At 72.3% G+C, this 18,804-nt stretch carries 17 protein-coding genes; 6 read left to right on the top strand and 11 right to left on the bottom strand.

Features of this window, described 5'->3' with window-relative positions; all coding sequences use genetic code 11:
* Window positions 1-79: 79 nt before the first annotated feature.
* The gene (locus CSC68_RS11335; RefSeq protein ID WP_162203669.1) at window positions 80-1,249 is read left to right on the top strand and encodes a putative peptide maturation dehydrogenase; all 1,170 of its coding nucleotides are present in this window, start codon (window positions 80-82) and stop codon (window positions 1,247-1,249) included.
* A gap of 867 nt (window positions 1,250-2,116) precedes the next feature.
* Here CSC68_RS11335 and CSC68_RS11330 read toward each other — a convergent pair.
* Window positions 2,117-3,637 (bottom strand): YifB family Mg chelatase-like AAA ATPase, encoded by a 1,521-nt coding sequence (locus CSC68_RS11330; RefSeq protein WP_162203668.1) that lies wholly within the window; start codon window positions 3,635-3,637, stop codon window positions 2,117-2,119.
* Window positions 3,638-3,643: 6 nt separating this feature from the next.
* Entirely contained in the window at window positions 3,644-3,919 is a 276-nt protein-coding gene (gene ubiK / locus CSC68_RS11325) for a ubiquinone biosynthesis accessory factor UbiK (RefSeq protein ID WP_162203667.1), read from the bottom strand.
* Window positions 3,920-4,108: 189 nt separating this feature from the next.
* Between ubiK and CSC68_RS11320 the strand changes: the two genes are divergently transcribed.
* The gene (locus CSC68_RS11320; protein ID WP_162203666.1) at window positions 4,109-4,447 is read left to right on the top strand and encodes a P-II family nitrogen regulator; all 339 of its coding nucleotides are present in this window, start codon (window positions 4,109-4,111) and stop codon (window positions 4,445-4,447) included.
* Between the two features lie 33 nt (window positions 4,448-4,480).
* Here CSC68_RS11320 and CSC68_RS11315 read toward each other — a convergent pair whose 3' ends face one another.
* Window positions 4,481-5,149, bottom strand: a complete 669-nt coding sequence (locus tag CSC68_RS11315; protein WP_162203665.1) for a phosphotransferase — start codon at window positions 5,147-5,149, stop codon at window positions 4,481-4,483.
* 245 nt (window positions 5,150-5,394) lie between these two features.
* A complete protein-coding gene (gene speE / locus CSC68_RS11310) occupies window positions 5,395-6,246 on the bottom strand; it encodes a polyamine aminopropyltransferase (RefSeq protein WP_162203664.1) in 852 nt (283 codons plus the stop codon).
* A 152-nt stretch (window positions 6,247-6,398) separates the two neighbouring features.
* Here speE and speA point away from each other — a divergent pair, with 152 nt between their 5' ends.
* Window positions 6,399-8,288 carry an arginine decarboxylase gene (gene speA, locus CSC68_RS11305; RefSeq protein WP_162203663.1) on the top strand — a complete coding sequence of 630 codons (1,890 nt, stop codon included), beginning with the start codon at window positions 6,399-6,401 and terminating at the stop codon, window positions 8,286-8,288.
* A gap of 73 nt (window positions 8,289-8,361) precedes the next feature.
* Here speA and CSC68_RS11300 read toward each other — a convergent pair whose 3' ends face one another.
* From CSC68_RS11300 to radC, 5 genes are all read right to left on the bottom strand, one after another.
* Window positions 8,362-9,111 carry an SDR family NAD(P)-dependent oxidoreductase gene (locus CSC68_RS11300; RefSeq protein WP_162203662.1) on the bottom strand — a complete coding sequence of 250 codons (750 nt, stop codon included), beginning with the start codon at window positions 9,109-9,111 and terminating at the stop codon, window positions 8,362-8,364.
* Between the two features lie 223 nt (window positions 9,112-9,334).
* A complete protein-coding gene (locus CSC68_RS11295; RefSeq protein WP_162203661.1) occupies window positions 9,335-10,102 on the bottom strand; it encodes an SPOR domain-containing protein in 768 nt (255 codons plus the stop codon).
* A gap of 33 nt (window positions 10,103-10,135) precedes the next feature.
* The gene (argS, locus tag CSC68_RS11290; RefSeq protein WP_162203660.1) at window positions 10,136-11,824 is read right to left on the bottom strand and encodes an arginine--tRNA ligase; all 1,689 of its coding nucleotides are present in this window, start codon (window positions 11,822-11,824) and stop codon (window positions 10,136-10,138) included.
* Window positions 11,825-11,945: 121 nt separating this feature from the next.
* The gene (locus tag CSC68_RS11285) at window positions 11,946-12,458 is read right to left on the bottom strand and encodes a DUF1697 domain-containing protein (RefSeq protein WP_162203659.1); all 513 of its coding nucleotides are present in this window, start codon (window positions 12,456-12,458) and stop codon (window positions 11,946-11,948) included.
* A gap of 60 nt (window positions 12,459-12,518) precedes the next feature.
* A complete protein-coding gene (gene radC / locus CSC68_RS11280; protein WP_162203658.1) occupies window positions 12,519-13,193 on the bottom strand; it encodes a RadC family protein in 675 nt (224 codons plus the stop codon).
* A gap of 95 nt (window positions 13,194-13,288) precedes the next feature.
* Between radC and coaBC the strand changes: the two genes are divergently transcribed.
* The 3 genes from coaBC to CSC68_RS11265 are packed head-to-tail and all read left to right on the top strand — an operon-like array spanning window position 13,289 to window position 17,351.
* Window positions 13,289-14,533, top strand: coding sequence for a bifunctional phosphopantothenoylcysteine decarboxylase/phosphopantothenate--cysteine ligase CoaBC (coaBC, locus tag CSC68_RS11275; protein WP_162203657.1), 1,245 nt, complete (start codon window positions 13,289-13,291; stop codon window positions 14,531-14,533).
* A complete protein-coding gene (gene dut / locus CSC68_RS11270; protein WP_162203656.1) occupies window positions 14,530-15,003 on the top strand; it encodes a dUTP diphosphatase in 474 nt (157 codons plus the stop codon). Before coaBC ends, dut begins: the two co-directional genes overlap by 4 nt.
* Before the next feature lie 14 nt (window positions 15,004-15,017).
* Entirely contained in the window at window positions 15,018-17,351 is a 2,334-nt protein-coding gene (locus CSC68_RS11265) for a phosphomannomutase/phosphoglucomutase (RefSeq protein ID WP_162203655.1), read from the top strand.
* Window positions 17,352-17,394: 43 nt separating this feature from the next.
* Here CSC68_RS11265 and CSC68_RS11260 read toward each other — a convergent pair whose 3' ends face one another.
* The gene (locus tag CSC68_RS11260; RefSeq protein ID WP_162203654.1) at window positions 17,395-18,075 is read right to left on the bottom strand and encodes a hypothetical protein; all 681 of its coding nucleotides are present in this window, start codon (window positions 18,073-18,075) and stop codon (window positions 17,395-17,397) included.
* Window positions 18,076-18,099: 24 nt separating this feature from the next.
* On the bottom strand, window positions 18,100-18,759 hold the full coding sequence (gene pyrE / locus CSC68_RS11255) for an orotate phosphoribosyltransferase (protein ID WP_162203653.1): 660 nt from the start codon (window positions 18,757-18,759) through the stop codon (window positions 18,100-18,102).
* Window positions 18,760-18,804: the final 45 nt, after the last annotated feature.

The following is an 18,804-nucleotide window of genomic DNA, read 5'->3' as shown; positions in this document are numbered from 1 at the left end:
CATGACGCGCTTCGGCGCCGGACTTGGCATCGTCATACTGGCGGGCCTGGGATGCAAGCGATCTTGGCAGGAGGGAACCATGCGGGTGCGTAGGTGTGCGGTCGTCTACCTGGAGCCGCGGGAGCAGGTCGAGTTCGACCTGGAGGGGCTGTTGTCGGGCGGAAATGGCGTTCGCCGCACGGCTGAATGGGCTGCGCACGCCCCCCATCTCGCGCAGCCGGTGGTGCTGGACGAGGGCCAGCGCGACTTGCTTGGCACGCTTTCCCCGGAAGCCTGGGCGGACGCGACGGCCTTCGCCTCGGGGCAGGGCTCGGTGCTGGAGTCGCTGCTGGATGCCGGCCTGGCGGTGATGGAAGCGCCAGATGGCGGATCGCGAGCGGTGCATGCGCAGCGCGACGCGCAGCTCCGTGCCGGGCACTGGTGGGCGCCGGCGGCGATGCTGCACGGAGCGGCCCGCTGGCAGGGTCGCGATGCGCTCGCCGCACCCGAGGCCGCAGGCCTTGCCCCCGCCGACGGACTGCGCAGGGAGCTGGGCGTGCCGCCGCCCGCCGTCGCGCGGCGCGGCGGCCACGGTCCGCAGCTGCCGCTGCCGCGCAGCGAGGGAACGGAGTTCGACGCGCTGCTGCTGCGCCGCGCCACCTGCCGCAACTTCGACCAGGAGCGCGCGCTGCCGCGGGAGCTGCTGGCACGCATGCTCGAACGCGTGTTCGCTGCGCATGGCAGCTGGCAGGCCGACGACGACACGGTGTTCCTGAAGAAGGGCAGTCCTTCCGGAGGCAGCCTGCATCCCACCGGGGCCTACCTCCTGGTACAGCGCGTGGAAGGCGTGCCGCCGGGGCTGTACCACTACCACCCCGTCGACCACGCACTGCAGCCGCTGCCGGCGCCGGGCGAGGCGCTGGATGCGCTGGCGATGCGCCTCCTCGCCGGGCAGCACTGGTTCGCCGACGCGCCGGTGCTGGTAGTGATGGCCACGCGCTTCGCGCGCTGCTTCTGGAAGTACCGGCAGCATCCCAAGGCCTACCGCGCTGTGATCATGGACGCAGGCCATCTGTCGCAGACGCTCTACCTGGCTGCCACCGACCTTGGACTGGGCGCCTTCGTCACCTGCGCGGTCAACGAGATCGACATCGAGCAGGCGTTCGGACTGGATCCGCTCGAAGAAGGCGTGGTCGCCGTCTCCGGCTTCGGCTGGCGCGCAGGGCAGATGCGCAACGCCGAGTTCGACCCTGTCGGACGCGTCTGGTAGGACGCGGACGCCTGCGCCTGGAAGCGCGTCCGCGTTGCCGCGCGCACCGGCAGCGCGGCGCAAGTCGCGAAGATCGATTGCACCTCGCGATGCATGTGACCGTGCGCACGGGAGCGCCCGCGTGCTCCCTGCGCCCTCGTGGAGCGCACGCCGGATTTGCCTTGACCGGCGTGCGCGCGCCGATCAAATCCGCGGCCATGCCCGGGATGAGGAATGCACTGGCCCGGTCCCGATCCGATCGCGCAGTCTCTTCCCCATGCGCGGACACGGCAGCGGGCGAGGCCGCAAGTGCGCCGATCATGTTCGTCTCCGGCGAAGGCGCGGCGTGGACGGATCATCCCGGAGCGCACGGACATCAAGGTTCACGAACGCACCACATGTCCAGGGAAGCGTGGCCTGGCGGGATGTACGTCCGCGTGGACTGCGTCCGGCGCTGGTCGGACCGGATGCATGCGAGGGCCGGATACCGGGCCTGGTCGAGGCACGGCGCGCGTGTGCCGATGCGTCCGGCGTGCCGGAAGACAGGGCAATCATCCGTGGCGAACCGGTCGTGCCGTACCTGGGCGAAGGCGACCATGAAGCCCGGATCGCGACGCAAGATGCGCGCTCGGCATCGCAACTGGGGTCGACCCATCCGACGGTAAGGAAGGGGCCGTTCCTGCCGCGCTGCTGCAGCGTGGAGAAAACGCTGGCAAGCAAGGTCGTGCCGGCCAGGTAAGACCGTCTCCGGCCATCGCAGGCGGCGTGCCGCCGCCTCGCTCCGGGTGGGAACAGGCTCTGCCGTGCCTCCGCGCCAGTCCCCGGCGGCCGCTTCGCAGGGGGCGTCCCGCGGCGCCGTCGACGGGAGTCGCGACCGGGCAGCCGCCCTCAGTCGCGCAGCAGCAGTGGCGCGCGATAGCCCAGCGCCTCGGCCAGGTGCGGGCGGGCGATGGCCTCGCTGCCATCGAGGTCGGCGACGGTGCGCGCCACCCGCAGCACGCGATGCAGGCTGCGCGCGGTCAGTTGCAGGCGTTCGGCGGCCTGCTCCAGCAGGGCCTGTTCGGGATCGGCCAGCCGACAGCAGCTGGCGAGGGCCGTGGCATCGAGGCGGGCATTGAGGCCGGTACCCCGGGCCTGTTGCCGTGCGCGCGCCGCTTCCACCCGCTGGCGCACCACGGCGCTGGATTCGCCGGGCGGCGCATCGGCGCGCAGCTGCACCGGCGGCAGGCGCGCCATCGCCAGGTGCAGGTCGATCCGGTCCAGGAGCGGACCCGAGAGCCGGCCCCAGTAGCGCGCCACCATGTCCGGGGTACAGCGGCAGCGCGCCGACGGATCGCCGGCGTAACCGCAGGGGCAGGGATTCATCGCGGCGACCAGCTGGAAGCGGGCCGGGAATTCGGCGCTGCGCCCGGCGCGGGAGATGGTGATGCGCCCGGATTCCAGCGGTTCGCGCAGCACTTCCAGGGCGGCCCGGTTCCATTCGGGAAGCTCGTCCAGGAACAGCACGCCGTTGTGCGCCAGCGATATCTCGCCCGGGCGCGGCGGACTGCCGCCGCCGGCCAGCGCCACCGCGCTGGCGCCATGGTGGGGCGAGCGCAGCGGGCGCTGGCGCCATCGCGCCGGGTCCAGGCCCTGACCGCTGATCGAGTGGACCGCGGCGGTTTCCAGCGCCTCCGCCTCGCTGGCCTCCGGCAGCAGCCCGGGCAGGCACGAGGCCAGCAGTGTCTTGCCGCAGCCTGGCGGTCCGCTCATCAGCAGGTGGTGGCCGCCGGCGGCGGCGATCTCCAGCGCACGCCGCGCCTGCAGCTGCCCGCGCACCGCCGACAGGTCCGGCAGCGGCGGTACGGAGCCTGCCGGGGTTTCCGGCGCATTGGCTTCCGTCGCGCGTGGCAGGCTCGCCTGGCCGCCCAGGCCGGCGCATGCCTCCAGCAGGGTGCGGGCCACGTAGGCTTCGGCCTGGCGTGCCAGGGCCGCCTCGGCGGCGCTGGCGGCCGGGACCACCAGCCGCCGGCCATCGCGGGCCGCGGCCAGGACCGCCGGCAGGATCCCATCCACCGCCCGCAGCTCCCCGGTCAGCCCCAGCTCGCCGAGGAACTCGCAACCGGCCAGCAGGTCGCGGTCGATCTGGCCGCTGGCGGCGAGGATGCCCAACGCGATCGGGAGATCGAAACGCCCGCCGTCCTTGGGCAGGTCGGCAGGTGCGAGGTTGATGGTGATCCGCCGCTGCGGGTATTCGAACCGGGCGCAGAGGATCGCCGCACGCACCCGGTCGCGTGATTCCCGTACCGCCGCCGCGGGAAGCCCCACGATCTGGGTGGATGGCAGGCCGCCGGAGAGGTGGACCTCGACCTGCACGGCCGGAGCCGCCACGCCCGCCCGGGCGCGGCTGTGCACCAGGGCCAGGCCCATGGCGCCTCAGTGGGTGGGGCTGGCTCCGCCGTCGCCGGCGGCAAGCCGGGCCTCGAGCTGCTCCACCGCGCGCTCCAGCTCGTGGAGCTTCTCGCGGGTGCGCAGCAGCACGGCGCGCTGGACGTCGAACTCCTCGCGGGTCACCAGGTCCAGTCGCGACAGGCCAGCCTGCAGCGCGGCGCGGAAACCGGCCTGCAGTTCCTCGCGCGATTCACGCAGGCCCGGCGGAACGAGGTCGCTGAGGCGGCGGGCGAGGTCGTCGATGTGGTTGAGGTCGATCATGGGTGCTCCTCCGGCGGAAAGCCTAGTGTGCGCCGGCGACGGGGGCACCGCAGTCGGTCGGGTCCATGGCCCGGGGTGGGAAAACTCCGAGCCGCGCGCATTGAACCGGAGCGCGGCCGTCTTGGGCAAGCGCACGGCGCGGTATCCTGTAGCTCCTGCCAGTCAACCGATCCTCCCGGAGACCACCGCATGAAGATGATCATGGCCGTGATCAAGCCGTTCAAGCTGGACGACGTGCGCGAGGCGCTCGCCGGCCAGGGCATCGCGGGCATCACCGTCACCGAGGTCAAGGGTTTCGGCCGGCAGAAGGGCCATACCGAGCTCTATCGCGGCGCCGAGTACGTGGTCGACTTCCTGCCCAAGGTGAAGGTCGAGGTCGCCGTCACCGACGACCGCGTGGACGCGGTGGTGGAAGCGATCGTCAAGGCCGCCGCGACCGGCAAGATCGGCGACGGCAAGGTCTTCGTGTACGACCTGGGCCGCGTGGTGCGCATCCGCACCGGCGAACTGGACGCCGACGCGCTCTGAGCCGGGCGGGCCGGCCCAGAGTGCCGCCGGCCCTCAGTGGCCGAAGGTCGCCTTGAAGCCGCGGTAGAAGCGCTTCCAGCCGTCGCGCACGGCGGTGACCCAGCGCGGGTCGGCCAGGACCTGGGACACGAACTGCCCAGGCGTGCGGCCGGTCAGGCGCCGCTCGATCTTGATCGCGTTGGCCAGGTCGCTGCGGCGCAGCTCGCGCAGCACCGGCGCGTGGCGCATCCAGCGCGGCACGCGCAGGGCCGAGGCGAAGTCCAGCAGGACCACGCGGTCGCCGTTGACCATCACGTTGGCCGGGTGCAGGTCGTTGTGGGTGATACCGTTGGCGTGCAGGTGCGCAACCGCGCCGCGCAGCTGGCGGAAGGTCTCTTCGCTGGGCCTGCGCTGCGCGCCCAGCGGCTCGCCGGGAACGAATTCCATCGCCAGCGACAGGCCGCCGACGATGCCAAGCAGCATCGGCGCGTGCGCCCAGCCACGCAGGCGGCCCAGGGCGCGCGCTTCGCGGCGCACGAGCAGCCGCGCCAGCGGCGCCAGCGGCGTGCGGCGGTAACGGCTGTAGTCCTTGATCACCGCGAGCTGGCCCCTGATCAGGGCGCGGTAAACATCCGGTTCGAGCAGGCGGGTGCCTTCCTTGAGCAGAACCGGGGCTTCAAACGGCCGCCCCGGCATGCCGGTGGCGTGCGCAAGCGTGTTCATGGCTGTTCTTCTCGTTCCGCCCGCGGGAAGGGGGAGGGGGGATCCGCGGGCGGGGCCATCCAGGGCCGCGCGAATTATAAAACCGGCGCGTCTTGTAATTATGAACGTGAAGAAAAGGCTAAGTTCCAGTGACAGAACGCGGGCTTAAGGCGCGCAGCGCCGCATTTCCGCGGCCTGTACGGACCCGGAAGCAAGAACGCATGGATCTGGGGGGGACAGGGCCGGCGGTGCCGGCCCCTGGTGGCTTATTCGCCCAGCGCCTCGGCCACGAACGGCGGGGCGACCAGCACGCCCTGGTGCAGGTGTGCGGTGTAGTAGCGGGTCTGGAACGGCTTGGCCTGCGCGTCGGCCTCGCGGAAGCCGAAGCCCTGGCCCTTGCGCGCCAGGGTCACGCTCCACCAGCCGGTCGGGTAGCACGGCTGCGGGAACGGCAGGGTCTTGAAGGTCGAGAAACCGGCCTTGCCCATCTCCGCGCGCATGGCCTTGATCAGTTCCAGCTGCGCCAGCGGCGATTCGGACTGCTGCACCAGGATGCCGTCGTCCTTCAGGGCGCGGAAGCAGCTGGCGTAGAAGTCCTTGTTGAACAGGCCCTCGGCCGGACCGACCGGGTCGGTCGAATCCACGATCACCACGTCCACGCTGCCGGCCGGGCAGTTGGCCATGTAGGCCACGCCGTCGTCGAACAGCAGCTCGGCGCGCGCGTCGCCGTTGGAATCGCACAGCTCCGGGAAATGCTTCTCGGCCATGCGGGTGACCTGCTCGTCGATGTCGCACTGGGTCGCGCTCTCCACGCCCGGGTGCTTGAGCACCTCGCGCAGGGTGCCGCAGTCGCCGCCGCCAATGATCACCACGCGCTTCGGCGCAGCGTGGGTGAACAGTGCCGGGTGGCTGATCATCTCGTGGTACAGGAAGTTGTCGCGGCTGGTGAGCATCACCGCGCCGTCGATCAGCATCAGGTTGCCCCAGTCGGTGGTCCTGTAGATCTCGATCTTCTGGAACGGGGACTGCACCTCGTCCAGCTTGGCATCGACCCGGTAGCCGATGGCCGATCCGGTCGGCTCGAAACGCTCGATGTACCAGTTGTCCTGGGTGCTCATGGGCAGTCCTCGTGGGAAGCAGGGGGCGCCGCGGGCCGCGGCCGGAAGGCGGGCACCGCCGGCGGCCGGCGGCGAAGGGCGCGCATTGTAACGGAGCGGGGCGGACGTCAGCGCTAGAATGCGCGTCCTCTTCCGCAGCCGAGTCCCCGCCGATGAGCGACTGGTCCGCCGACCGCGCCCGCGCCACCTGGTCCATCCCGCACTGGTCGGGGGGCTATTTCGACGTGGCCGATGGCGCGATGCAGGTCCTGCCGCGCGGTGCCGGCGGCCCGGCGCTGCCGCTGCCCGGCCTGGTCGAGGCCGCGCGCGCCCAGGGCATGCAGCTGCCGCTGCTGCTGCGCTTCCCCGACATCCTCGGCGACCGGCTGGCCCAGCTGCAGTCGGCATTCGCCCTGGCGATGGACGATTACGCCTACGCCGGCGGCTATACCGCCGTGTACCCGATCAAGGTCAACCAGCACCGCGGCGTGGCCGGCACCCTGGCCAGCCACCAGGGCGAGGGCTTCGGCCTGGAGGCCGGCAGCAAGCCGGAGCTGATGGCGGTGCTGGCGCTGTCGCGCCCGGGCGGCCTGATCGTGTGCAACGGCTACAAGGACCGCGAGTACATCCGCCTGGCCCTGATCGGGCGCAAGCTGGGCCTGGAGACCTTCATCGTCATCGAGAAGCCCTCCGAGCTGCGCCTGGTGATGGAGGAGGCGCGCGCGCTGGGCGTGGAGCCGGGCCTGGGCGTGCGCATGCGCCTGGCCTCGCTGGGGGCCGGCAAATGGCAGAACAGCGGCGGCGACAAGGCCAAGTTCGGCCTGTCCCCGCGCCAGGTGCTGGACCTGTGGAAGACCCTGCGCGACACCGGCATGAGCGGCTGCCTGCAGCTGCTGCATTTCCACATGGGCTCGCAGATCTCCAACGTGCGCGACATCGCCAACGGCATGCGCGAGGCGGTGCGCTACTTCAGCGAACTGTCGCGGCTGGGCGCCAGCATCCGCTACATGGACGTGGGCGGCGGCCTGGGCATCGACTACGAAGGCACCCGCTCGCGCAGCGAGTGCTCGATCAACTATGGCCTGAACCAGTACGCGGCCAACATCGTGCAGCCGCTGGCCGAGGCTTGCGCCGGGCAGGGCCTGCCGGCGCCGCGCATCGTCACCGAGTGCGGCCGCGCGATGACCGCGCACCACGCCGTGCTGGTGGCCGACACCGTCGAGGTCGAGCCGGCGCCGGAAGGCCGCGTGCCGGACGCGCACGACGACGAGCCGGCGGCGATCCGCCACCTGCGCGAGCTGCACGCCGACCTCGACCGCCGCCCGCCGCTGGAACTGTTCCACGAGGCCCAGCACTTCCACGCCGAAGGCCTGGCCGCCTATGCCCTGGGCCAGATCGACCTGCCGCAGCGCGCGCGCGTGGACGATCTCTTCTATGCCGTGGCCCATGGCGTGCGTGCGCGCCTGGACGGCGGCGAGCGCAGCCACCGTCCGGTGCTGGACGAGCTCAACGACCGCCTGGTCGACAAGTACTTCGTGAACTTCAGCGTGTTCGAATCGATCCCGGACGCGTGGGCGATCGACCAGGTGTTCCCGATCGTGCCGATCGAGCGCCTGGACGAGGCGCCGAGCCGCCGCGGCGTGATCGCCGACATGACTTGCGATTCCGACGGCACGGTGAAGACCTATGTCGAGAACGGCGGCCTGGACACCTCGCTGCCGCTGCACCCGGTGCGCCATGGCGAGCACTACCGGCTGGCGTTCTTCCTGGTCGGCGCCTACCAGGAGATCCTGGGCGACATCCACAACCTGTTCGGCGACACCGACGCGGTGGAAGTGCGGCTGACGGACGAGGGAGGCTACGAGCTGACCCAGCAGCGCCGCGGCGACACCACCGACGTGATGCTGGACTACGTCGGCTACCGCCTGGACGACCTGCGCGCGGCATACGCGCAGCGCGTGCACGCTGCCGGCCTGCCGCAGGAGGAAGCGCTGGCGATGGCCGCGGCCCTGGAGGCCGGCCTGACCGGCTATACCTACCTGGCTGGCGACGCCATCGAGTAAGCCGCCTGCGCGTCCCGCGGGGCGCGGTACCGGCGCCGTGGAAGCGTCCGGTCCCGCGCGTGGCGCGGCTGGTTCAGCCGCGGTGGACCTGGAAGCCGGCGAAGCTCTGCGTCACCGGCATGATCTCCAGCCGGTTGATGTTGAGGTGCGGCGGCAGGTTGGCCACGTAGAAGATCTGCTCGGCGATGTCCTCGGCGCTCATCGGGTGCGCGTCCTTGTACAGCGCGTCCGAGGCGGCCTGGTTGCCGTGGGTGCGGACCAGGGTGAATTCGGTCTCGGCCATGCCTGGCTCGATCGTGGTCACGCGCACGCCGGTGCCGTGCAGGTCGCTGCGCAGGTTCAGCGAGAACTGGCTGACGAAGGCCTTGGTACCGCCGTACACGTTGCCGCCCGGATACGGATACACGCCGGCCACCGAGCTGACGTTGATGATCGCGCCGCGGCGCTCGACCAGCTTCGGCAGCAGGCGGTGGGTCAGGGTGACCAGGGCGGTGATGTTGGTGTCGATCATCACCTTCCAGTCGTCCAGCGAAGCGTGGGGGGCCGGGGCCGTGCCCAGCGCCAGGCCGGCGTTGTTGACCAGCAGGTCGATGCCGGCGAACTCCTCCGGCAGCGCGCCCAGGGCCGCTTCCATCGCCGCGCCGTCGCGCACGTCGAACACGGCCGGGTGCACGTTGCCGGCGCCCAGCATCTGCACCAGCGCATCCAGGCGGTCGGCGCGGCGGCCGGTGGCCACGACCTTCCAGCCGGCGGCAACGAAGCGGCGGGCCGCCGCCAGGCCGAAGCCGGAGGTGGCGCCGGTGATGAACGCGGTCTTGGACATCGTGGAGTTCCTCGTGGGAGAAGCCTGTCGATTTTCGCACCATCACGCGACGGTGGCCCACCGGATACGGGGCCAGGCCTCCGCCTGTCGGGGTGCGGCGAGCTGAAAACAGCCCCCTTGGGTCAAAGGGGGCGCGCCGGCTGGCGCAGGGATGGTGGAAGCAACGGGCGCCGGGCCCAGGGTTGGCCAGGCACGCCCTGGCGTGGTTCCACCCGAGGCGGGATCACTGCGCCTTGATCGCCACCGCCGGCAGGCCGCCGTTGGCGAGCGTCTCCTTGGCCTGGGACAGCTCGCTGGCGCTGCCGTAGGGCCCCATGCGCACGCGGTATACGGTCCTGCCGCCGGCCTGGCCGGGTTCCACCCGGGCGCTGAGGCCCAGCATGGCGATCCGGGCCTTGACCTGCTCGGCGTCGGCGGGCGCGCCGAAGGCACCGGCCTGGAGGATGTAGCGCGCCTCGCCCGCAGGCGCCGCGGGCGCCTGCGCGGTGGACGCCGGGGAAGCCGCGGCCGGAGCCGCAGCCGGGGCAGCCGGCGCGACCTGCGACGTGGTGGTGGCCACCGGTGGCTCCTCGCGCAGCGGCACCGGGTCGGGCGCACGGCCCTCCAGCGCATCGCGAGCCCGACGCGCCTCCTCGCGTTCGCGGCGTGCCTGTTCCTCGCGCGCGCTGGCGGCCAGCTCGGCGTCGGACATGCGCACCTCGTTGCCCGGCAGCACGGTGTAGAAGTCGTACTGCGGGGGCTGGGTGGCCGGACGCGCCGGCTCGGGCGGGGTCTCGGCGATCGCTTCGGTGTCGGCCCCCGGCGCCGGTTCGGCGTCCGGGTTGGCGCGCGGCCCGAAGCGGACGAAGCCGTCGCCGTCCCGCTTCAGCAGGTCCGGGGCAGCTAGCACCACCACCGCGCCGACCGCCAGCCCGGCGACCAGCCACACCCATCCGGGGCGACTGTTGCTGCCGTTGCGTCGCGCCTGGCTCTTGCCACGTCTTGCCGCCATGTTCCTTCGATCTCCGTACTGCTGCCTGGTGGCTTACATGCGCTCGGGCGCGCTCACGCCGAGCAGGCCCAGGCCGTTGGCCAGCACCTGCTGCACGGCACGGGCCAGGGCCAGGCGGGCGTCGCGCAGGGCCGCGTCCTTGACCAGGACCGGCGTGTTCGCGTACCAGGTGTGGAAAGCATAGGCCAGCTCGCGCAGGTACTGGGCCACCAGGTGCGGCTCGAGCGACTGGCCAGCCGCCTCCACCACTTCCGGATAGCGCGACAGTTCCACGATCAGCGTCAGCGAGCCGTCGTCGTCCAGCCGCGCGAGGTGGGACAGGGCATTGGCCTGGTCGTACGCATGGCCCTTCTCGCCGGCCTGGCGGAACAGCGCGGCCACGCGGGCGTGGGCGTACTGCACGTAGAACACCGGGTTGTCGTTGCTCTGCTGGCGCGCCAGGTCGATGTCGAACACCAGCTGCGAATCGGGCTTGCGGGCGACCAGGAACCAGCGGGTGGCGTCGCGGCCGGCCTCCTCGATCAGGTCGCGCAGGGTCAGGTAGGAGCCGGCGCGCTTGGACAGCTTCACTTCCTCGCCGCCGCGCATCACCGTGACCATCTGGTGCAGCACGTATTCCGGCCAGCCCTTGGGGATGCCCACGTCCAGCGCCTGCAGGCCGGCGCGCACGCGCGCCAGCGAGCCGTGGTGGTCGGCGCCCAGTTCGGTGATCGCGCGTTCGTAGCCGCGCTGCCACTTGCTCAGGTGGTAGGCCACGTCGGGCACGAAGTACGTGTAGGTGCCGTCGGACTTGCGCATCACGCGGTCCTTGTCGTCACCGAAATCGGTGGTGCGCAGCCACAGCGCGCCGCCTTCCTCGTAGGTATGGCCCTTGGCGGTCAGCTCGCGCACGGTCTCCTCGACCTTGCCGTCGCGGTACAGCGAGCTCTCCAGGAAGTAGATGTCGAAGTCGACGCCGAACGCGGCCAGGTCCTGGTTCTGCTCGTTGCGCAGGTAGGCCACGGCGAAGCGGCGGATCGACTCGATGTCCTCGACGTCGCCGCTGGCGGTGACCGAATGCCCCTCGATCTCCACGGTGTCGCCGCGCCGGTAGGCGTCGGCCACGTCCTGGATGTAGTCGCCGTTGTAGGCCTCCGCCGGCCACTCGGCGTCGCCGGGCTTGAGCCCGCGCAGGCGCGCCTGGGTGGAGCGGGCCAGGTTCTCGATCTGGACGCCGGCGTCGTTGTAGTAGAACTCGCGCTTGACCTTCCAGCCGTTGGCGTCGAGCACGCGGGCGATGCAGTCGCCGATCGCCGCGGCGCGGCCATGGCCGACGTGCAGCGGACCGGTCGGGTTGGCCGAGACGTATTCCACGCCCGCGGTGCGGCCCTGGCCGGAGGTGTTGCGGCCGTACTCGGCGCCGTGGCGCAGCACGCCGGCGACCTCGCGCTGCCAGGCGCCCGCGGCCAGGTGGAAGTTGATGAAGCCCGGGCCGGCGATCTCGACCTTCGCGATGTCGTCGCTGGGCGGGAACGCGGCCACCAGCGCCTGGGCCAGCGCGCGCGGGTTGGTGCGCGCGGCCTTGGCCAGCAGCATCGCCGCGTTGGTGGCGAAGTCGCCATGCTCGCGGGTCTTGGGGCGCTCGATCACGAAGTCGGGCGTGGGAGCGTCGGCGGGCAGGGTGCCGGCAACGCGCAGGGCTTCGATACCCTGGCTGACCAGGGCCTGGAGGAGGATCTTCACGGGGGACCGGTTCTGCGGTTTGGTCGCACATTTTACCCGGTCCGTGGCGGGCCGACGGACCGGACCGGTGCCCGCATCCATGCGTCCCCGGGCGGGAGGGCGGATCCGGTGCCGGTGCGGGTCAGCCTGCCTGGGCCATGGCAGCCAGCCGCGCCACGGTGTTCATGTTGCGGGCCGTGCCCGCTGCCGCTGCCGGGATGAGCAGTTTCGAGTCGGCCATGCCGGCACCGTAGGCGACGTAGATCTCGCGCCGGCCCAGGGCCAGGCGTTCGTCGCGCTGGTTGCGCCCCGCCTGCAGCGCGCCCGCCGGCGGCGCTGCGTCGAGGAAGATGGCCACGGTGCGGTTGCCGGGCTGGTCGGGGAAGGGGTTGGCGGCCAGCACCGCGGCCATCTCCGCCGCGGTACGCACCTGCACGCCCACCGGCCGGCCCGCACGGGCGAGCAGGCGCTGCTCCAGCGCGGCCCTGGCCCGCGCCGGGGTGGTGTCGCAGTCGAAGACCACGTTGCCGCTGGCGATGTAGGTCCGGACCCCGCTGAAGCCTTCGGCCTCGCACATGGCCACCAGCTCGGCCATCGGCAGCTTGCCGGTGCCGCCGACATTGACCGCACGCAGCAGGGCGACAAGGCGGGCCATGGCGGGTTCCTCGCGGGAGGGGCTCCCCACTGTAACGCCGCACCGGGATGGGGGCAGGGCTCAGACCAGCCCGCGCGCGGCCATGGAGACCGGCTCGCCATCGCCGACCACGAAATGGTCCAGCAGGCGCACCTCGACCAGGGCGAGGGCCTGCTTCAGGCGGACGGTGACCGCGCGGTCGGCAGCCGAGGGATCGGGGCAGCCGGACGGATGGTTGTGGCCGACGATCACCGCCGCGGCGTTGTGCGCCAGGGCCCGGCGGACCAGCTCCCGTGGATGCACCTCGGCGCCGTCGATGGTGCCGGTGAACAGCTCCTCGAACGCCAGCGCCCGGTGCCGGTTGTCCAGGAACAGGGCGGCGAACACCTCGTGCGGGCGCGGCCGCAGGCGCCGCGCGAAGTAGCGGCCGGCGCTGGCCGGGTCGGTCAGCGCCTCGCCACGCTCCAGCGCCGCGGCCAGGTGGCGGTTGCCCAGTTCCAGTGCCGCGGACAGGGCGCAGGCCCGCGCCGGGCCCAGCCCCGGCAGGCGCGCCAGGGCACGGGCTGGCAGGTCGAGCAGGGCGCGCAGCGGGCCGTGGGTCGCCAGCAGCTCGCGCGCGGTCTGCACCGCGTCGCGTCCCTGCAGGCCGGAGCCGAGGAAGATCGCCAGCAGCTCGGCGTCCGACAGCGCCCCCGCGCCATGCGCCAGCAGCTTCTCCCGGGGGCGTTCGGTGGTGGGCCAGTCGCGGATCCGCATATGCCCAGACTGCCGTTGCCGCGAACGCCCGGGAATCAGGCGGGTCGGGCGCTTGGAGTAAGCTTGTGGACCTTTCCCGGGTAGGAAATTTCCAAGTGATTGCTTCGCCCACCGCCGCCCTGGCGGGTCAGCGGATCCTGTTGTGCGTCGGTGGCGGAATTGCCGCCTACAAGGCGCTGGAGCTGGTGCGTCGCCTGCGCGATGCCGGGGCCGGGGTACAGGTGGCCATGACCGCCGGTGCCCAGCAGTTCGTCACTCCGCTCAGCTTCCAGGCCCTGTCCGGGCATCCGGCGCGCACCACCCTGTGGGATACCGCCGCCGAGCAGGCCATGGGCCACCTCGAGCTGGCACGCTGGGCCGACCGCGTGGTCGTGGCCCCGGCCACCGCCGACCTGCTGGCGCGCATGGCCCACGGCCTGGCCGACGACCTGGTCACCACGCTGTGCCTGGCCACCGAGGCGCCGCTGGCGGTGGCCCCGGCCATGAACCACCGCATGTGGCGGCATCCGGCCACGGTCGCCAACGTCGAGCTGCTGCGTTCGCGCGGGGTGCAGGTGATCGGCCCGGACGACGGTCCGCTGGCCGAGGGCGAGTCCGGTCCGGGCCGCCTGGCCGAGCCCGATGCGATCGTCGCCGCCCTGGCTGGCGCCGCCGCCGCGGCACCGGCCGCGACTGCCACGCCGGGCCTGCTGCAGGGCCTGAAGGTGGTGGTCACCGCAGGTCCGACCTACGAGGACCTGGACCCGGTGCGCTACCTGGGCAACCGCAGCAGCGGCAAGATGGGCTTCGCCGTGGCCGCCAGCGCCGCGCGCGCCGGCGCCGAGGTGGTGCTGGTCGCCGGTCCGGTGCAGCTGGCGACCCCGCCGGGCGTGCAGCGGGTGGACGTGCGCTCGGCAGCGCAGATGCGCGAGGCGGTCTCCGCGGCGCTGCCGGCGGACATCTACATCGGTGCCGCCGCGGTGGCCGACTACACCCCGCGCGCCTTCTCGCCCAGCAAGATCAAGAAGACCGGCACCGGCGAGGTGCTGGCCCTGGACCTGGTCCGCACCCCGGACATCCTGGCCGAGGTGGCGGCGCGCGAGGATGCCGGGCTGAAGCTGGTGGTCGGCTTCGCCGCCGAGACCGACAACGTGGCCGACTATGCGCGGCAGAAACTGACGTCCAAGCGCCTGGACCTGATCATCGCCAACCGCGTCGGCGTGCCCGGCGCCGGCTTCGAGAGCGACACCAATGCCATGACCGCGTTCTGGCCCGGCGGCGAGCGCGACTTCGCGTCCGCCCCCAAGGTGCAGCTGGCCGATGCGCTGGTGGCGCTGGTGGCCGAGAGGCTGCAGGCATGAGCGGGACCGTGTCGTCCCACGTGCTGGAGGTGAAGCTGCTGGACCCGCGCTTCGGGGACAGCTGGCCGCTGCCGGCCTATGCCACCGCGTCCAGCGCCGGGATGGACCTGCGCGCGGCGACCGAAGCGCCGATGACCCTGCAGCCGGGCGACGCGGCCTTGGTCCCCAGCGGGCTTTCGATCCACATCGGCGACCCGAACCTGTGCGCCCTGGTCCTGCCGCGCTCGGGCCTGGGCCATCGCCACGGCATCGTCCTGGGCAACGGCACCGGCCTGATCGACGCCGATTACCAGGGTCCGCTGCTGATCAGCATCTGGAACCGGGGCCGGGAAGCGTTCACCATCGAGCCGGGCGACCGCATCGCCCAGCTGGTGTTGGCACCAATCGTGCGTGCGGAACTGAAGGTGGTTGATACATTCGCGGCCAGCGCCCGGGGAGAGGGCGGCTTCGGCCATACAGGCGTACGTTGAACCAGGGGGCGGGGATGAACGGAGAGGACGCGGGTCGACCGGCGCTGGCGCAGGCCCGCCGGGGCGCGCTTGTGCTGGCGGCGCTGCTGGCGCTGCTGGCGGCGTGGTTCGGCTGGAGCGGGGCGCGGCAGTGGCAGGGCCAGCAGCGGCTTGGCCAGCTGGAGCAGGCGCGGGACCAGGCGATCAAGGCCACCGCCTCCACGGTGACGGCCCAGACCCGGGCCCTGTCCGAGCGGCTGGCGCGCGAGGACGTGGCCGCCGCCCTGCAGTCCGGCGATGCCCAGGCGGCCGCCAAGGCGCTGGTCTCCGGCTGGGGCCAGGCCGAGGACGCGGCAGTACTGGGCGCGGACCTGGCCGCGGCCCATGCGGACCCGGCCAGCTTCGGCTACGCACGCCTGGCGCTGCTGCAGCGCGCGCTGGCCGAGGATGCCGCGGTGGCCGGCGTGGTCCGCGAGGACAACCGGGTGGCACTTGGCCTGGCCGCGCCCGCGCTGCTGGGGCAGGAGCGTGCGGTCGCCTACGTGCGCATGCCGCTGGCGGTGCTGACCGCCGGGCTCGACGCCGCCCCCGTCCCGGACGGGACCTACCTGGCCCTGCGCCAGGGCAGCTACAACATCGCCGAGCGCGGCGACCGCTCCATGGCCGGCGTCGCCGACGTGCTGTCGCGACCGGTTGGCCAGGGCTACCTGCGTGCGGCCGCCGCGGTCCCGGATGTCGGCGGCGGCCCGTTCGGCCTGGGCGCGCTGCCCAGCCTGGTCGCCGCGGTGGTGCTGGCACTGCTGGTCGCCGGGCTGCTGCTGTGGGCCAGCGGCAAGCTGTCGCGCCTGCGCCGCGCCGCGCCCGCGCAGGCCGTGGCGGAGGAGGCGCCGACGTTCGGCCAGACCCTGCAGCGCGAGGCGCAGGCTGCGCCGCCGCCGGTACGGGCCGCCGCGCGCGCGCCCGTGGAGGAGGACCTGGCGCTGGACCCGGGGATCTTCCGCGCCTACGACATCCGCGGCCTGGTCGGCAGCCAGCTGACCCCGAAGGTCGCCCGCTACATCGGCCAGGCGATCGGCACGGTCATGGCCGAGGAAGGCCTGGTGGACATCGTGGTCGGCCGCGACGGCCGCCTGTCCGGACCGGAGCTGGTCGAGGGCCTGGTCGAGGGCCTGCGCAAGGCCGGGCGCAACGTGATCGATATCGGCATGGTGCCGACCCCGGTCGTGTATTTCGCCGCCTACCACCTGCGTGCCGGCAGCGGCGTCGCCGTGACCGGCAGCCACAACCCGCCCGACTACAACGGCTTCAAGATCGTGATCGGCGGCCAGACCCTGTCCGGCGAGGCCATCGTCGACCTCTACGCCCGCATCCGCGACGGGCGCCTGCGCACCGACGCCGCCGGCACCTACACCACCCAGGACGTGAGCGGCGACTACGTCCGCCGCATCGCCGACGACGTGCAGCTGGAGCGCCCGCTGAAGGTGGTGGCCGACGCCGGCAACGGCGCGGCCGGCGAGATCGCCCCGCGCCTGCTGGAGGCCATCGGCGCCGAGGTCGTGCCGTTGTACTGCGACGTGGACGGCAGCTTCCCCAACCACCATCCCGATCCCAGCGAGCCGCACAACCTGGAGGACCTGGTGCAGACGGTCCGCCAGTTCGGCGCCGACCTGGGCGTGGCCTTCGACGGCGACGGCGACCGCCTGGGCGTGGTCACCAGCGATGGCCGGATCGTCCACGCCGACCGCCTGCTCATGCTCTACGCCGGCGACCTGCTGCAGCGCAATCCGGGCGCGATGGTGATCTACGACGTCAAGTGCACCGGGCGACTGGCCGACTACATCCTGCGCAACGGCGGCAGCCCGCAGATGTGGAAGACCGGGCACTCGCTGATCAAGGCCAAGATGCGCGAGACCGAGGCGGAGCTGGCCGGCGAGATGAGCGGCCACTTCTTCTTCAAGGAGCGCTGGTACGGCTTCGACGACGGCCTGTACGCCGCCGCGCGCCTGCTGGAGATCCTGGCCGGGCGGTTCGAAGCGCCCGCGGAAGTGTTCGACGAACTGCCCGACGGGGTGTCCACCCCGGAGATCAAGGTGCCGCTGGTCGACGGCGAGGACCCACACGCGCTGGTCGCCGAGTTCACCGCGCGCGCCCAGGCCGAGGATTCGCCGTTCGCCGGCGTGCGCCTGACCACCATCGACGGCCTGCGCGCGGACTGGAACGACGGCTGGGGCCTGCTGCGGGCGTCCAACACCACGCCGGTGCTGGTGCTGCGGTTCGAAGGCGACGACGAACAGGCGATGGTGCGGATCCGCACCCTGTTCCGCGAGCAGCTGCAGGCGCTGATGCCGGGCGTGTCGCTGCCCTTCTGAGCCTGCGGCCTGGCCGGGGCCGCCGTGGGCGGCCCGGCCGGGCTTACCGCGCCGCGCCGCGCCCGGCGGGCGCGGACTTCAGCTCGCGGTAGCGCTGCAGGGTGCTTTCGATCTCGTCGTCCAGCGTCACGCGCTGCTGCTCGAAGCTGCGCTGCAGCAGCTGGTGGTGGACCAGCTGGGCATGCCGCTGGCGGATGTCGGCGGCAAGCTTGGCCGGGACCGGCTGGCCGGAAAGCTCGCGCTCGGCCGCGGTGCGCAGCAGCGTGACCAGGCCCTCGCGCAGGCTGGCCACGTTGTAACGCGCCGTCTCGATGCTGTTTTCCACCAGGGACGTGCGGTCCTTGAACACCCGGCGCAGGTCGTCCTCGGTCTGGAACGTGACCAGCAGGGCCTGTTCGGTCAGGCGCTGGGTCTCGTTGGCCATCGCCTGGGTGCGCTGGCGCGCCTCCTCCTCGGCGCGGGCGGCGCGTTCCTCGGGCGTGAGCGCGCCCTGGATCTCGCCGGTGCGCATGCCGCTGCGGGCGTTGATCTCCTCGCGCGTCACCGCCGCCGCCTCGGCCGGAAGGGCGTCGGCGCATACGCGCTGCCCGTCCTGGTCCCAGCAATAGAGTTTCTTCGCGGCCTTGTCGGCGGCCCTGGCCGCCGGCTTCTTCTGGGCCATCGCCGGTGCGGGCAACAGCACGAGCGCCGCGGCGATCGCCAACGGCCTGGTGTAATGCGGCATCACGGCAGCCCCCTGCGCTGTCAGTCAGCCTGTCTGGTCACAGCCGTAGCGGGCCCGGTAGGCCAGCAACGGCGCGCGGTGTGCCGCCAGTGTGTCGTTTCCGGCGGCGAATGCAAGCAGGTCGGCCAGGCCGGCCACCGCCAGCACCGGGACGCCGGCCTCGGCGGCCACCGCCTGCGCCGCCGAACGGCGGTCCTGCTCGCTGGCGATCTCCTGGCGGTCCAGGGCGACCACGATCCCGGCCACGCTGCCGCCGGCGCCGGCGATGATCCCCAGGGCCTCGCGGATCGCGGTGCCGGCGGTGATCACGTCGTCCACCACCAGGACCTTGCGCCCGGCCAGCGGCGCGCCGATCAGGCTGCCGCCCTCGCCGTGGGCCTTGGCCTCCTTGCGGTTGAAGGCCAGCGGCAGGTCGCGGCCGCGGCGGGCGTATTCGCAGGCCAGGGCGGTGGCCAGCGGGATGCCCTTGTAGGCCGGGCCGAACAGCAGGTCGAATTCGACCCCCGAGGCGTCGATGGCGTCGGCGTAGCAGGAAGCGAGCGCGGCCAGCGCGGCGCCGCCGTCGAAGCGGCCGGCGTTGAAGAAGTAGGGCGATACCCGGCCGGACTTGAGGGTGAACTCGCCGAAACGCAGGGCGTCGGCATCCAGGGCCAGCTGCAGGAAGCGGGTGCGGTGGTCGGACATCGGGATCGCAATGGAAGGACGGCGGCATAGGATACGGCCGCGGCG

This window comes from Pseudoxanthomonas suwonensis, from assembly GCF_010093235.1.
GTDB classification, from domain to species: domain Bacteria; phylum Pseudomonadota; class Gammaproteobacteria; order Xanthomonadales; family Xanthomonadaceae; genus Pseudoxanthomonas; species Pseudoxanthomonas suwonensis.
Note: the sequence above shows the minus strand (reverse complement) of the source record. Positions and strands in the feature narration are given on the sequence as shown.

What these genes read in the sequence shown, in the direction of transcription:
- CSC68_RS11335 (WP_162203669.1), top strand. Translation starts at nt 80, where the DNA reads ATGCGGGTGCGTAGGTGTGCGGTCGTCTACCTGGAGCCGCGGGAGCAG.
- CSC68_RS11330 (WP_162203668.1), bottom strand. Translation starts at nt 3,637, where the DNA reads ATGGGCCTGGCCCTGGTGCACAGCCGCGCCCGGGCGGGCGTGGCGGCT.
- ubiK (WP_162203667.1), bottom strand. Translation starts at nt 3,919, where the DNA reads ATGATCGACCTCAACCACATCGACGACCTCGCCCGCCGCCTCAGCGAC.
- CSC68_RS11320 (WP_162203666.1), top strand. Translation starts at nt 4,109, where the DNA reads ATGAAGATGATCATGGCCGTGATCAAGCCGTTCAAGCTGGACGACGTG.
- CSC68_RS11315 (WP_162203665.1), bottom strand. Translation starts at nt 5,149, where the DNA reads ATGAACACGCTTGCGCACGCCACCGGCATGCCGGGGCGGCCGTTTGAA.
- speE (WP_162203664.1), bottom strand. Translation starts at nt 6,246, where the DNA reads ATGAGCACCCAGGACAACTGGTACATCGAGCGTTTCGAGCCGACCGGA.
- speA (WP_162203663.1), top strand. Translation starts at nt 6,399, where the DNA reads ATGAGCGACTGGTCCGCCGACCGCGCCCGCGCCACCTGGTCCATCCCG.
- CSC68_RS11300 (WP_162203662.1), bottom strand. Translation starts at nt 9,111, where the DNA reads ATGTCCAAGACCGCGTTCATCACCGGCGCCACCTCCGGCTTCGGCCTG.
- CSC68_RS11295 (WP_162203661.1), bottom strand. Translation starts at nt 10,102, where the DNA reads ATGGCGGCAAGACGTGGCAAGAGCCAGGCGCGACGCAACGGCAGCAAC.
- CSC68_RS11285 (WP_162203659.1), bottom strand. Translation starts at nt 12,458, where the DNA reads ATGGCCCGCCTTGTCGCCCTGCTGCGTGCGGTCAATGTCGGCGGCACC.
- radC (WP_162203658.1), bottom strand. Translation starts at nt 13,193, where the DNA reads ATGCGGATCCGCGACTGGCCCACCACCGAACGCCCCCGGGAGAAGCTG.
- dut (WP_162203656.1), top strand. Translation starts at nt 14,530, where the DNA reads ATGAGCGGGACCGTGTCGTCCCACGTGCTGGAGGTGAAGCTGCTGGAC.
- CSC68_RS11265 (WP_162203655.1), top strand. Translation starts at nt 15,018, where the DNA reads ATGAACGGAGAGGACGCGGGTCGACCGGCGCTGGCGCAGGCCCGCCGG.
- CSC68_RS11260 (WP_162203654.1), bottom strand. Translation starts at nt 18,075, where the DNA reads ATGCCGCATTACACCAGGCCGTTGGCGATCGCCGCGGCGCTCGTGCTG.
- pyrE (WP_162203653.1), bottom strand. Translation starts at nt 18,759, where the DNA reads ATGTCCGACCACCGCACCCGCTTCCTGCAGCTGGCCCTGGATGCCGAC.